Source organism: Pseudomonas sp. SMSB3 (assembly GCF_052041965.1).
Taxonomy (GTDB): domain Bacteria; phylum Pseudomonadota; class Gammaproteobacteria; order Pseudomonadales; family Pseudomonadaceae; genus Aquipseudomonas.
Genome location: NZ_JBKGGV010000009.1, coordinates 193,739 through 207,528, shown reverse-complemented (window position 1 = coordinate 207,528; position 13,790 = coordinate 193,739). Strand labels below are relative to the sequence as shown.

Genomic DNA, 13,790 nt, shown 5'->3' with positions numbered 1-13,790 from the left:
CCTGGGAAACGCCGTTGGAACTGATCGAGCGTCGGGAAGATTTTGCTTATGAGAATTGAAATCATTATTATTGCAGCCCCATTTTCCGGATTCCCGTCATGAAGCGCAGTGCCGGCAGCCTTCCCCTCAGCTATCGCCTGGCCGTGGTGTCTCGCAGTCTTGCCGCCGCGCTGGGCGGCTACCTGCTGGCATCGCTGGCCAGCGTGTGCCTCGCGTTGCTGTTGCCGCTGGCGCAGGTCGATGCCACCTTGACCGGGCTGATGGCCTCCTTCGTGGTCTACCTGCTGGCCTTCCTCTGGTGCTTCGCCTGTCGCAATGCCGTGCAGGCCTGGCTGGGCGTGCTGTTGCCCAGCGCGGCGCTGGCGCTCCTGGGCGGCATCACTTACTGGATGAATCAGCCATGAAGGAAGGTTTCCGCCAGAGCATGGCGTGGCTGCACACCTGGACCGGCCTGCTGTTCGGCTGGTTGTTATTCGCCATCTTTCTCACCGGTACGCTGTCGTATTTCAAGGAAGAGGTCAGTCACTGGGCCAAACCCGAAGTGCGCCGCCATGCGCTCGACCCGGTGGCCAGCCTGGGCCTGGCGCAGCAGTACCTGCAACGCTACGCCGCGCATTCGTCCAGCTGGATGATCCGCTTGCCGAGCGAGCGCGAGGCGGCCTTGGGCGTCGGCTGGCGCGACCCGGCAGCAGGCGGGCGGCGCGGCTTCGTGCGCAAGAGCCTGGACGCCCAGAGCGGCCAGCCGGTCGAGGCCCGCGAGAGCCGCGGCGGCGATTTCTTCTACCGCTTCCATTTCGAGTTGCAGATGCCGTACCCCTGGGGTCGCTGGTTGTCCACAGGCTGCGCCTTCATCATGCTGCTCGGGCTGATCACCGGGATCATCACCCACAAGAAGATCTTCAAGGAGTTCTTCACCTTCCGCCCAGGCAAGGGCCAGCGTTCATGGCTCGATGGCCACAATGCCATTGGTGTCCTGGTGCTGCCGTTTCATCTGATGATCAGCTACAGCAGCTTGGTGCTGTTCATGTACCTGGTGATGCCGGCCGGCATCCTGGCCAGTTACGCGGGCAACACCGACGGCTACTTCAACGACCTGTTCGGTCGCGACGAGGCTCCCCAGGTGGCCAATGTCGCGGCGCCATTGGTGCCGCTGGCGAGCCTGTACGCCAAGGTTCAGGAGCAGGTGCCGGGGGCGCGCATGGGCTTCATTCAGGTGCACAACGCCGGCGATCGCAATGCCCGCGTCATCTTCACCCAGGCATCGGCCGACAATGTCGCCTACAAGCGCAGTGCCAACTGGACATTCGACGGCGCCACCGGCGAGCTGCTCAAGCAAGGCGCGCCGGAAACCGCTGCCATGCTCACCTCGTTCAGTTTCGCCGGGCTGCACATGGGCAATTTCGCCGGCCCTTGGCTGCGTTGGCTGTATTTCGTCTTCGGCCTGGCCGGCACCGCAGTGATCGGCACGGGCCTGGTGATGTGGCTGGGCAAGCGCCAGCTCAAGCATGCCAAGCAGGCCCGTCAGCCGGGTGAGTTGCGCCTGGTCGAGGTGCTCAACATCGCCAGCATGAGCGGCCTGCTCCTCGCTGTGGCCGGGTTCTTCTGGGCCAACCGCCTGCTGCCGACGGCGCTGCCCGGCCGCGCCGACTGGGAGGTCAACGTGTTTTTCCTGGCCTGGCTGGGCGCGCTGCTGCACGCCGCGCTGCGCCCAGGGCGTCGGGCCTGGGCTGAGCAGCTGACCCTGGGCGCGTTGCTCTTCACCTTGCTGCCGCTGCTCAACGGCTTGACCACCGGGCAGGGCTTGAATGCTTCGCTTGCGGCCGGCGATTGGGTCATGGCCGGCTTCGACCTCACCGCACTGGGTGCTGGGTTGTTCCTGGCTTGGGCTGCGGGCAAGATGCTGCGCCCCCCGCAGCTCTTGGCCAAGCGCGCGGCCAAGCCGCGCGAGAGCGCTGCTGACCTGCTCGAGGTGCAATGATGCTGGGCGTCGCGCTGATCGCTTTCGCCGGTTTTGCCGGGCTATGCCTGGCAATGGACAAACATTTTCAGCAAGTGCTCGAGCGCAAGCCCGGCGCTGGCCAACTGCGCGCTTTGCGCATCGGCGGCTGGCTGCTGCTGCTGCTCTCGCTGGTGCTTGCCGTGCACGGACGCGGCTGGGCCCATGGCCTGGTGGAATGGTTGGCGGTGATGATGGCAGGGGTGACACTGTGGGTGTTCGGCTTGCCCTATCAGCCACGCTTGCTGCTGGGCCTGGCCGCAGTCAGCCTTGTCTGTGGCCCGCTGCTGGCCGTGTTGGCCGGGTGATGCGGTGAGCGAGCTGGAAAGCGACGGCACCCGCGCGCGCTTCGTCCAGGTGTTCATGGCCCAACGCGCCCGCATGGAAGCGCTGGTCAGCCGCCGCGTGGGCTGTCGTGCGACCGCCTCCGACTTGGTCCAGGAGTTGTTTCTGCGCTTCTGGCGCCGCCCCGAGGTCAAGGTCGAAGCGCTCGACACCTACCTGCTGCGCTGCGCCGGCAATCTGGCCATCGACCATCTGCGCAGCCAGGGCAGCCGCGAGCGGCTCGCCGAAACGGCGCAGGGCTGGGATCAGGAGGCGCTGGCTCAGGCCCCTGAGCATGCCCTTGAGGTCGAGCACGACCTGCAACGCATCGAAGCGGCGTTACGTGCCTTGCCTGAGCGGACCCAACAGATCTTCCTGCTCAACCGCATTCATGGCTGCACCTATGCTGACATCGCCAAAGCCATGCAAGTGTCCCAGAGCGCTGTGGAAAAGCATATGATGCGCGCCCTTGAAGCGTGCAAGGCGAGTGTCGCCGAGCCCGCGTCCTCCATCCGCCGGCCTGGGAGCCCCCGTTGATGAGCCCGTGCGACTCGGTGAGCGCCGCGCAGTCCGCAGCCGCCTTGCAGTGGCTGAGCCGGATCATGCAGAGCCCTGCGCTGGCCCACAGCGCCGCATTCAAGCGCTGGCTGCTCGAACACCCGCTGCACCGCGAAGCCTACGCCGAGGCCCAATTGCTGTGGCAGCTCAGCGAAGCGCCGGCAGCGCGCCTGGCCGCTGAGCAGCATGACGATCTACAGCGCTACCTGCGCGCCATGGCCGAACCGCCACGGCGCCAGCGTCGGTGGCGAGTGGGCGTCGGCTTGGCCGCTGCTTGCCTGGTGCTGGCGGTGGGCGTCATCGGTGGCTGGCAGCCCGGCTACTGGTGGCAGGATCTACAAGCGGACTTCACCAGTGGCGGGGCGATCCGCCAAGTGACCTTGGCCGACCGATCCCAGGTGACGCTCGATGCCGGCAGCGCCCTCGCCGTCGACTTCCAGCACGGCGAGCGGCGCGTGCGCCTGCTGCGCGGCGCCGGCTATTTCGAGGTCAGCCACACCGGTCAGCCGTTCGTGGTGCAGGCGGCAGGCGGGGAGGTGCGTGTGCTGGGCACCCAATTTGAGGTCCGCGAACAGCGCCAGGCCGTGCAGGTCACCGTGCGCAGCGGCCGCGTCGCGGTCAGTGCCAGCCCAGATGACGCCGCCCGCGAGCTGACGGCCAATCAACAGCTGGTCTATGCAAGCGGTCATGCCGGCGAGCGGCGGCGGGTCGACAGCGATACCCGCCTGGCCTGGCGCCAGGGCTGGCTGAGCTATGACCAGGCGCCGTTGACGCAGGTGATCGAGGATCTGCGCCGTTATTATCCGGGCCGTATCGTCCTGCTCGATGATGCCTTGGGCCAGCGCAAGGTCAGCGGCAGTTTTCCGCTGACCGAACCGTTGCTGGCCCTGGATTCGCTGGGCAAGGTGCTGGGTTTCACGCGCCAGACCGTGCTCGGGCGCTTGACCATCGTTCGCTAGCGCAGCACCTGAAAATAAATCGGCCAGCCGCGTGAGGTAACAGCTCGCGGCATCCGTGTAATGAGTGGAAGTGCGATTCATTCGCAGTCATATCCCTCTCACAGGTCAGCGTCCATGAAGTTCACCTCGCGTTGCGTTCCCCTCATGCTTGGCCTCTCGGCAGGCTCGGCCATTGCCGCCGCCCCTGGCCTGATGGCCGCCGAGCGCTTGCAATTGCACCATTTCGCGCAACCGAGCCAGCCTTTGGCGCAAGCGCTGGGCGCATTCAGCCGCGCGACCGGGCAAAGCGTGTTGTACACCCTCGAGCTGCCAGGCGTGCAGGCCCCGGCGCTCGAGGGCATGTTCAGCGCCGAGCAAGCCCTGCAGCAACTGCTCGGCAATAGCGGGCTGAGCTGGCGCCGCGTCGATGCCCGGACCTTGACCCTGGAGCCTGCCGCGACTGCGGGGGCGCTGAACCTGCAGGCCACCACCGTCACCTCGCAGCTGGACGATTACAGCTACCAGCCGCCGGCCAGCGCATCCATCATGCGTGGCCAAGGCCCAGTGCAGGACATCGCGCAAGCGGTGAACATCGTGCCCGCGCAGGTCATTCGCGACCAGGCACCGCGTAACCTCGACGACGCCCTGGCCAATGTCAGCGGCATTACCCAGGGCAATAATTTCGGCGGCACTTCCGATACCGTGATGAAGCGCGGTTTCGGCGATAACCGCGATGGTTCGATCATGCGCGACGGCATGCCCGTGGTGCAGGGCCGCAGCCTCAACGCCAGCACCGAGCGGGTTGAGGTGCTCAAGGGGCCGGCGTCGCTGCTGTATGGCATCCAGGACCCAGGCGGGGTGATCAACGTGGTCAGCAAACGCCCGCAACTGCAGGCGTACAACGCCCTGACCCTGCGCGGCTCGAGCTACGGCAGCGGCAAGAATGGCAGCGGCGGCGGGTTGGACAGCACCGGCGCGTTGGGCGACAGCGACTTCGCCTACCGTCTGATCGCCGACCACCAGGATGAAGATTACTGGCGCAATTACGGCGTGCGCCGCGAGTCGTTGCTGGCGCCATCGTTGGCCTGGCTGGGCGAGGACACGCAGGTGGTGCTGGCTTATGAGCATCGCGAATTCCTTTACCCGTTCGACCGTGGCACAGCATTCGGCAACGACGGCCACCCGCTGAACATCCCAGCGAGTCGGCGCCTGGACGAGCCGTTCAACGACATGCAGGGGCGTTCCGACCTGTATCGCCTGGAAGTCGACCACCAACTGGCCGATGACTGGAAACTGCACTTCGGTTACAGCTTCAACCGCGAAACCTATGACGCCAGCCAGGTGCGCATCACCGCGATCAACGCGGCCAGGGGCACCTTGACCCGCAGCATCGACGGTACCCACAACGCCATGAGCCGCGATCAGTTCGCGACCTTGAGTGTCAATGGCACGCTCGAACTGGCCGGGCTGCAGAATGATGTGCTGTTCGGCCTCGATCACGAGGACCGCAAGGTCTTTCGCGGCGACCTGATCCGTCAGAACGCGCGCTCCACCTTCAGTTACCTGGACCCGGTCTACGGCCGGGAAGTGGAGGGCAGCACGGTGCGCGCCAGTGACAGCGATCAGACCGACAAGCTGCGCACCGATGCCTTGTTCGTGCAGGACGCCCTGCACCTGGACGAGCATTGGATCGTGGTGGCGGGTGCGCGCTATCAGCAATTCGACCAGTACGCCGGCCGCGGTCGACCGTTCAAGGCCAATACCGATAGCAGTGGCCAGACCTGGGTGCCGCATGCCGGCGTGGTCTACAAGGTCGACGAGCGACTGTCGTTCTACGGCAGCTACAGCGAATCGTTCAAGCCCAACTCCAGCATCGCGCCGCTGACCGGCGGCCTGGTGCTCGATGGCACGGTGGCTCCCGAAGAAGGCAAGTCGTGGGAGCTGGGCGCCAAGCTGGACATGCCCGGCAGCCTTACCGGGACGTTGGCACTGTTCGATATCACCAAGCAGAACGTGCTGGTGGCCAATTTCGACAGTGCGACCGGCGAGACCCTTTACAGCAATGCTGGCGAAGTCAATTCACGGGGCCTGGAACTCGACGTGACCGGCCAGCTCAGCGAGCGCTGGAGCCTGATCGGTGCCTACGCCTACACCGATGCCAAGGTCACCAAGGATCCGGCCCTGGAGGGCAACCGTCTGCAGAATGTGGCGCGCCACGGCGCCTCGTTGTCGGCGGTGTACGATTTCGGCAGTGTCTTCGGTGGCGACCGGCTGCGCCTTGGTGCCGGCGCGCGGTACGTCGGCGAGCGGCCGGGCAATGCGACCAATACCTTCGACTTGCCCAGCTACACCGTGGCCGATGCCTTTGCCACGTACGAAACCAAGCTCGACGAGCACAAGGTGCGCTTGCAGCTCAATGTGAAGAACCTGTTCGATCGGGTCTACTACAGCTCGGCAGTCAATCAGTATTTCGTCGCCCTCGGCGATGCCCGGCAGGTGAGCCTGTCGAGTACGTTCGAGTTCTGAGTGCAAGAAATACGTTGGCGAACTACTTGTAAGGCAAGCGCGGCTGACCCCGCCTTAGCCGCTGACCGCCGCACGATACTGCCCAGGCGTCGCCCCCAGCGCCTGGCGGAAACGGTTGCTGAAATGGCTGGCGCTGGCGAAGCCGCACATCAGCGCTACCTCGCCCAGCGGCAGGGCGCCCAGGCGCAGCAATTGGCAGGCCCGGTGCAACCGGCGCGCCAGCAGATACTGGTGCGGCGGCACCCCGAAGCTGGTGCGGAACATGCGGGCGAAATGGTACTCCGACAGATTGCAGGGCAGCGCCAAGTCGCCCAGGGTGATCGGTTGATCCAGGTGCGCCTCGAGGTACTCGGCCAGCTGCCGGCGCGCACTGGGCGCCAGTCCGCCTTTGAGGCGCAGGCCGTGACGCTGGCCGACCTGGCTTAGCAGCGCATGATCGACGATCTCGTGGGCCAGGCTGCTGGCCAGCAGACGCTCGGCGGGCTCGGCCCAGTTCAGGCCCACCAGCTGGCGGAAACGCACCGATTGCTGCGGGTCATCGAGAAACGTCGCTTCGCGCAATTGCAGCTCGCGCGGCTCGCGGTCGAGCAGACGCACGCAGCCCAGGGCGAACTGGGTTTCGCTGATGTACAGGTGGGCCAGGCGAATCGCGCCATTGACGATCCAGTTCGACTCAAGCCCGGCAGGCATGATGCATAGCTTGTTCGGCGCGCCTTTATCGGCCGGGCGCTGACGGCGAAAGGTGCCGGTGCCATCGGCGATGTAGCACGACAAGGTGTGGTGGCTTGGCGCCAGGTAATCGCGGGCGTCGTCGCGGTTGCTCCACCGCGCGGCGGCCATGCCATCGCCCAGTTGCGCGCTGAGCTCCAGGCGGGCGTTGGGCGATGCGTGCATGGCATTGAACACTTGCAACTGGGTAAATGGCGTCATCGGCGTTTCCTCTGCCGCTCATCCTACTGCGCCTGCGCGTCGCTGGCAGCCTGTCTGCCGGCAAATGCGCAAGTTTGTGCAAGCCGCGTCAGTGGCGTTGGCAGAACACTGAAAGCCCCCGCTGGCTTGTGGCTTGGCCGCGCATGCTTGGGGGCCATTCAGTAAAGGCTCAAGGAACCGCCATGAACCTGTCTTTGTATCTGCTCACCGTGTTGATCTGGGGCACCACCTGGATTGCCCTGAAACTGCAACTGGGGGTGGTCGCCATCCCGGTATCGATCGTCTATCGCTTTGCGCTGGCCGGCCTGATCCTGTTCGCCATCCTCCTGCTCAGCCGTCGCCTGCAGCCGATGGGCAGGCGCGGGCATCTGATCTGCCTGGCGCAGGGCGCGTGCCTGTTCTGCATCAATTTCATGTGCTTTCTCACCGCCAGCCAGTGGATCGCCAGTGGCCTGATCGCCGTGGTGTTCTCCACGGCCACCTTGTGGAATGCCCTGAATGCGCGGGTGTTCTTTGGCCAGAAGATCGCCGGCAATGTGCTGGGCGGCGGCGCATTGGGCCTGATCGGCCTGGGGCTGCTGTTCTGGCCGGAGCTCGCGCACCACAGCGCCAGCCCTGAAACCCTGTACGGGCTGGGCCTGGCGTTGCTGGGTACGCTGTGCTTTTCGGCGGGCAACATGCTGTCGAGCATGCAGCAGAAAGCCGGGCTCAAGCCCATGACCACCAACGCCTGGGGCATGGCCTACGGCGCTGCGATGTTGGCGCTGTACTGCCTGCTCAGCGGCATCCCGTTCACCCTGGAATGGAACGGTCGCTACATCGGTTCGCTGCTCTACCTGGTCATTCCGGGGTCGGTGATCGGCTTCACCGCGTACCTGACGTTGGTCGGCCGCATGGGGCCGGAACGTGCTGCCTATTGCACGGTACTGTTTCCGCTGGTGGCGCTGAACGTCTCGGCCTACGCCGAGGGCTACCAATGGACGGCCCCGGCGCTGCTTGGGCTGGTGGCGGTGATGGCAGGGAATGTACTGGTGTTTCGCAAGCCCCGGACTCGGCCCGAAGTGCCATTAGCATGCGCGCCGCAGCCACGACAACTATGAAAAATGACAGGAGCGGCCAGCGGCAGGCTGTCTAGACTGAGCCCTGAACCTCTGCTGATCGGATGGGTAAATGGGGACAGTACCGTCATTGAGCACGCCGTTGTCACCCGTGCAGGTCAGAGGGCTCTGCGCGTTGGCAGTGGCGCTGCATGTCTTGCCGCTGATCATCGCCGACTATCCCTATATCGATGACATCTGGCGCTCCCAGAGCGCCGGGCTGGGAGATGATGGCCGCGAATCCTGGACTGGGCACGGGCGTTTTCTGCTCGCATGGCTGTACCAATTGCTGAGTGTTTCCGGTGCAGCGCCCAACCTCTTTCCATTGCCGCTGCTGCTGGGTGCCGGCGTCTGCGCAATGGCCTTGGCCAGCTTGGCCAGGCATTACCATTCGGTGCCGAGCGCCTCCAGCGTGCTGGTGGTATTGCCCCTCTGGTTCAACCCCTTCTTCCTCCAGGGGCTGTCCTACCAATATGACGGTGCGGGCATGGCGTTGGCATTGGCGGCGTGCATCTGGGCCATCACGCTCACGCTCGAGCCTGTCTGGAAATGCCTTGCCGGCGCTTTGCTGGTAGCCGTCGCGGCCAGCTTCTATCAGGTGAGTGTCAATGTGTTCGCCGGGCTGTGCTGTGTCGAGGTGATGCGCCAGGTGCTTGGGCAGGCAAGCCTGCGCCAGGTCTGCCGGCATGCGCTTGGCCGGCTTGGTCAGCTGCTGGGTGGCTGCGGGCTGTACTACCTGACGGCGTTTCAGTTGATCGATGTGCCGCGCACGGCGCTGTTGCCAGTGGATGGCGCTTGGTTGCCGGCAATGCGCCAGCGATTGAGCATCATCGCCGATCATGTGCTGTCATTGCTTACACCCGGTCCTGCATGGCTGTTCATCGGCCTGCTGCTGCTGGCGTTGATTGCCCTGATGGCGGCAGTGCGCGAAGTATCGAAGCAACGCCGCTCGATGGTTGAGCGTGCGCTGCTCGCCGCCTTCTTGCTGCTGCCGCTCGCACCCATCGTGCTGCTGGTTCACGGCATGATGCTGCTGTTCGCCAGTTTCGACGACGGTGCTCGCTCGCTGCAGGGCTTTGGCGTGTTGATGGTGACGTTGATGCTGCTTGCCCATCGGCTGCTGACGAGTCTGCAAGCTCGTCTGGCTTGGCTGTTGGCCGTGCCGCTGCTGTTCATGCTGTCGTTTTCATACGCCTATGGTCGCGTGCTGGTGGTGCAAAAGACCCTGCAGCAGACGGTAGGCATGGCGCTGGCCCAGCGCATTCAGAGTCAACCCGCGCTGTACGATGCACAACGGCTGTTCATGCTCGATAGCGGCAGCAGCGGCCAATGGCTCGCCGGGGCTCATGGCTCGTACGAGGCCATGCCTGCGCTGCGGTATGTGCTTAACGTCAACTTTCTGCTGCTTCCGGAAATGATGCCTCGCTTCGGCGTCAGCAACTTCGGCTCGCACCCTGCGCTGGATCGCGAACAGGTCTTGGCGCAAAGCCCTGCGCCTTTGGTAGACGACATGTATTACGCCATCCACAAGGTCGGTGGCACGGTCTACGTGCTCATGAAAGCGCCGAAGGCGCCGGAGGCTTACCGATGGTGAGCGCGCCGCTTGGTTTCATCCTGGAGACGCCATGAACATCACCTTGGTCGTGCCGATCTACAACGAGCAGGATACCCTGCGGCCCTTCTACGACGCGGTGCGCAACGAGCCGAGCTTGCGCGGCATCAATGTGGAGATCCTGTTCGTCAATGACGGCAGCACGGATGCCAGCGAAGAAATCTGCGCCGAATTGGCGGCGGTGGACGAATGGGTCACGGTGGTCGATTTCTCACGCAACTTCGGCAAGGAGTCAGCACTGTTCGCAGGCCTGGAACACGCCGATGGCGATGCCGTGGTGCCGATCGATGTCGACTTGCAAGACCCCATCGGCTTGATCGCGCAGATGATCGAGCTGTGGCAGCAGGGCGCCGACGTGGTCCTGGCCAAACGCCGGACCCGCGCCGCCGATACGCCGTTCAAGCGCTGGAGCGCGCGCTTCTATTACCGCTTGCACAACCGCATCGCCTCGACCCGGATCGAGGAAAACGTCGGCGATTTCCGCCTGCTGGACCGTAAGGTGGTGGCCGCCATCCGCCAGTTGCCCGAGCAGCAACTGTTCATGAAAGGGGTGTTGTCGTGGGTCGGCTTTCGCACGGCGATCGTCGAATATGACCGCCCCGAGCGTACCGCCGGACACAGCAAGTTCAGTTTCTGGCGTCTGTGGAACCTGGCGCTGGACGGCATCACCTCGTTCAGCACCGTACCGCTGCGCCTGTGGAGCTATGTCGGCGGCTGTGTGTCGTTATTCGCTTTCGCCTTCGCCGTCTACATGCTGGTCGACAAGGTGCTGTACGGCAGCGACGTGCCTGGGTATCCGTCATTGATGACTGCGGTGCTGTTTCTCGGTGGGGTGCAGTTGATCGGTATCGGCATCCTGGGCGAGTACATCGGGCGCATTTACCAGGAAACCAAGCACCGACCTCGCTATGTGGTGCGCAGGGTCATCGGCAGGCGGCGGCAGGCTCGCTGACAGGCGAAGCGTGCCAACCGCGTGCGACTGACGCTGCTCAGCCTTTCCACACCTGCGGGTTGACCAGGTCCTGTGGCCGCTCGCCGAGCAGGGCTGCGCGCAAGTTGGTCATCGCCCGGTCGGCCATGGCTTCGCGGGTTTCAGCAGTCGCCGATCCGATGTGCGGCAAGGTCAGGGCGTTGGGCAGCTGGAACAGCGGGGATGCGCTCAGCGGCTCTTTCTCGTACACATCGAGCCCTGCGCCGCGAAGGGTGCCAGCCTGCAGCGCCTCGATCAGCGCCGCCTCGTCCACCACCGGGCCGCGGGAGATGTTGATCAGAAACGCACTGGGTTTCATCAGCTTCAGTTCACGGGCGCCGATCAGCTTGCGCGTGGCATCGGACAGCGGCACCACCAGGCAAACGAAGTCGGATTCGGCCAGCAACTGCTCGAGGCTGCGGTACTGCGCGCCAAGTTCCTGTTCCAGTGCGGCCTTGCGGCTGTTGCCGCTGTACAGGATCGCCATGTTGAAGCCGAAGCGCCCACGGCGCGCCACGGCGGCGCCGATGTTGCCCAGGCCGACGATGCCCAGGGTCTTGCCATGCACGTCGCTGCCGAAGTGCGAAGGCGCGACGGTTGCCTGCCAGTTACCGGCCTTGGTCCAGGCGTCGAGCTCGGCGGTGCGCCGGGCGCAGCCCATGATCAACGAGAAGCCAAGATCGGCGGTGCTTTCGGTCAGTACGTCGGGGGTGTTGGTCAGGGCGATGCCGCGTTCGTTGAAGTAATCGAGGTCGTAGTTGTCATAGCCCACGGATACGCTGGACACCACTTCAAGCTTGCTGGCCCCTTCCAGCTGCGCCCGGCCCAGCTTGCGTCCGGCGCCAATCAGACCATGCGCCTCAGGCAGCGCTTCGTTGAACTGCGCGCCAATGTCGCCCTGCTTGGCGTTGGGCACGATCACATGGAAATCTTGCTGCAAACGCTCAGCCATGGCGGGGCTGATACGGCTGAACGCCAGAACGGTCTTCTTCATCAACCAACTCCTTTTCAAAGCTACAAGCTACAAGTTTCTAGCGGTAAGAAAAAGCCGGCGGGCGTTGAGGCCAGTTGCTTGCCTTGAGAGCTTCGTTGCCGGTGCGATCGAGCGCCGCCCGCGCGGCGCATCGCGAGCTGCGCTCGCTCCTACGCGATATCGAGCCGAAGCACACGTAGGAGCGAGCACAGCTCGCGATGCTCCTACGCGATATCGAACCGAAGCACACGTAGGAGCGAGCACAGCTCGCGATACGCCGCGCCGGCGGCGCGCGGTCTCATAGGCGCTGCCGCTGCTCTGCATCGCGAGCTGCGCTCGCTCCTACGCGATATCGAACCGAAGCACACGTAGGAGCGAGCACAGCTCGCGATACGCCGCGGCGGCGGCGCGCGATCTCATAGGCGCTGCCGCTGCTCTGTATCGCGAGCTGCGCTCGCTCCTACGCGATATCGAACCGGAACTCACGTAGGAGCGAGCACAGCTCGCGATACGCCGCGTCGGCGGCGCGCGATCTCATAGGCGCTGCCGCTGCTCAGTATCGCGAGCTGCGCTCGCTCCTACGCGATATCGAGCCGAAGCACACGTAGGAGCAAGCACAGCTCGCGATACGCCGCGTCGGCGGCGCGCGATCTCATAGGCGCTACCGCTGCTCAATATCGCGAGCTGCGCTCGCTCCTACGCGATATCGAACCGGAACACACGTAGGAGCGAGCACAGCTCGCGATGCGCTGTTCAGTGCCCGAGGAGTTCGTGGGTTTTCAGGTCGGCTTCGTGGGCGGCGAGTATTTCCGGCAGGGAGTTGCGCAGGTACTCCACCCAGGTCTTGATCTTGGCATCCAGGTACTGGCGCGAAGGGTAGATCGCGTACAGGTTCAACTCCTGCAGCCGGTACTCAGGCAGTACTCTGACCAGGCTGCCGTCGCGCAAGCCATCGATCACCGAATAGATCGGCAGCACGCCCAGGCCCATGCCGCTGCGGATCGCCGTCTTCATGGCATCGGCCGAGTTCACCTGAAACGGCGAACTGCTGATGTTCACCAACTCCTGGCCTTCCGGGCCGTCGAACAGCCACTTTTCCAACGGAATCACCGGGCTCACCATGCGTAGACACGCATGCTTGAGCAAGTCCACCGGCTTGTGCGCGAAACCGTGCCTGGCCACATAGTCGGGCGAAGCACAGACAATGCTGTAGGTGATGCCCAGGCGCTGCGAAACGAAGCCCGAATCCGGCAGCTCGGTGGCCAGCACGATCGACACGTCGTACCCCTCATCGAGCAGGTCCGGCACGCGGTTGGCCATGGTCAGGTCGAAGGTCACGTCCGGGTGCGATTCGCGGTAGCGGGCGATGGCGTCCACCACGAAATGCTGGCCCACCCCGGTCATCGAGTGCACCTTCAACTGCCCGGCCGGGCGCGCGTGGGCATCGCTGGCCTCGGCTTCGGCTTCTTCGACATAGGTGAGAATCTGCTCGCACCGCATCAGGTAGCGTTTGCCCGCCTCGGTCAAGGCGATACGGCGGGTCGTGCGGTTGAGCAGGCGGGTTTGCAGATGCGCTTCCAGGTTGGAGACCGCCCGCGAGACGTTCGCGGTGGTGGTGTCCAGCTGCACCGCGGCAGCGGTGAAACTGCCCAGTTGCGCGACGCAACTGAAAGCACGCATGTTTTGCAGGGTGTCCATGGGTCACTCTCAAGGTAGAGGACAAAATTGTGTCACGAAGCAACGCAAAAGTGCGTTCGACCAAAGCCGGATTATCGCTGTTTCGGTAACAAAGATTCGCAGGAATACCCGCTTATCGCCAGTGCAGCAGCCCCCTAGAATTGCTCGGCCTCCACCTCTTGCCCCGGG

General features: G+C 64.3%; 12 protein-coding genes. 9 read left to right on the top strand and 3 right to left on the bottom strand.

What is annotated here, in order from left to right:
• Positions 1 to 98: 98 nt before the first annotated feature.
• The 6 genes from ACLEJW_RS16420 to ACLEJW_RS16395 all read left to right on the top strand — a co-directional run bounded on the left by ACLEJW_RS16420 (position 99) and on the right by ACLEJW_RS16395 (position 6,342).
• Positions 99 to 404 (top strand): DUF3649 domain-containing protein, encoded by a 306-nt coding sequence (locus ACLEJW_RS16420; protein ID WP_145188536.1) that lies wholly within the window; start codon positions 99 to 101, stop codon positions 402 to 404.
• On the top strand, positions 401 to 1,978 hold the full coding sequence (locus tag ACLEJW_RS16415) for a PepSY-associated TM helix domain-containing protein (protein ID WP_440777904.1): 1,578 nt from the start codon (positions 401 to 403) through the stop codon (positions 1,976 to 1,978). The genes ACLEJW_RS16420 and ACLEJW_RS16415 overlap by 4 nt, the downstream gene beginning before the upstream one ends.
• Positions 1,978 to 2,304, top strand: a complete 327-nt coding sequence (locus ACLEJW_RS16410) for a DUF3325 domain-containing protein (RefSeq protein ID WP_440777918.1) — start codon at positions 1,978 to 1,980, stop codon at positions 2,302 to 2,304. Before ACLEJW_RS16415 ends, ACLEJW_RS16410 begins: the two co-directional genes overlap by 1 nt.
• A gap of 55 nt (positions 2,305 to 2,359) precedes the next feature.
• Positions 2,360 to 2,857, top strand: coding sequence for an RNA polymerase sigma factor (locus tag ACLEJW_RS16405; protein WP_145188735.1), 498 nt, complete (start codon positions 2,360 to 2,362; stop codon positions 2,855 to 2,857).
• A complete protein-coding gene (locus tag ACLEJW_RS16400; protein ID WP_440777903.1) occupies positions 2,857 to 3,837 on the top strand; it encodes a FecR family protein in 981 nt (326 codons plus the stop codon). The genes ACLEJW_RS16405 and ACLEJW_RS16400 overlap by 1 nt, the downstream gene beginning before the upstream one ends.
• A gap of 114 nt (positions 3,838 to 3,951) precedes the next feature.
• A complete protein-coding gene (locus tag ACLEJW_RS16395) occupies positions 3,952 to 6,342 on the top strand; it encodes a TonB-dependent siderophore receptor (RefSeq protein WP_313297710.1) in 2,391 nt (796 codons plus the stop codon).
• Between the two features lie 54 nt (positions 6,343 to 6,396).
• Here the strand turns inward: ACLEJW_RS16395 and ACLEJW_RS16390 are convergent, their stop codons facing one another.
• A complete protein-coding gene (locus ACLEJW_RS16390) occupies positions 6,397 to 7,272 on the bottom strand; it encodes a helix-turn-helix transcriptional regulator (RefSeq protein WP_440777902.1) in 876 nt (291 codons plus the stop codon).
• 182 nt (positions 7,273 to 7,454) lie between these two features.
• Between ACLEJW_RS16390 and ACLEJW_RS16385 the strand changes: the two genes are divergently transcribed.
• The 3 genes from ACLEJW_RS16385 (at position 7,455) to ACLEJW_RS16375 (ending at position 10,933) form a co-directional block, all read left to right on the top strand.
• Positions 7,455 to 8,372 carry a DMT family transporter gene (locus tag ACLEJW_RS16385; RefSeq protein ID WP_440777901.1) on the top strand — a complete coding sequence of 306 codons (918 nt, stop codon included), beginning with the start codon at positions 7,455 to 7,457 and terminating at the stop codon, positions 8,370 to 8,372.
• A gap of 70 nt (positions 8,373 to 8,442) precedes the next feature.
• Entirely contained in the window at positions 8,443 to 9,963 is a 1,521-nt protein-coding gene (locus ACLEJW_RS16380; RefSeq protein ID WP_440777900.1) for a glucosyltransferase domain-containing protein, read from the top strand.
• 31 nt (positions 9,964 to 9,994) lie between these two features.
• Positions 9,995 to 10,933, top strand: coding sequence for a glycosyltransferase family 2 protein (locus tag ACLEJW_RS16375; protein WP_313297722.1), 939 nt, complete (start codon positions 9,995 to 9,997; stop codon positions 10,931 to 10,933).
• 37 nt (positions 10,934 to 10,970) lie between these two features.
• Here ACLEJW_RS16375 and ACLEJW_RS16370 read toward each other — a convergent pair whose 3' ends face one another.
• Complete coding sequence (locus ACLEJW_RS16370) at positions 10,971 to 11,945, bottom strand: 2-hydroxyacid dehydrogenase (RefSeq protein ID WP_440777899.1); 975 nt, start codon at positions 11,943 to 11,945, stop codon at positions 10,971 to 10,973.
• A gap of 732 nt (positions 11,946 to 12,677) precedes the next feature.
• Complete coding sequence (locus ACLEJW_RS16365; protein ID WP_145188517.1) at positions 12,678 to 13,622, bottom strand: LysR family transcriptional regulator; 945 nt, start codon at positions 13,620 to 13,622, stop codon at positions 12,678 to 12,680.
• Positions 13,623 to 13,790: the final 168 nt, after the last annotated feature.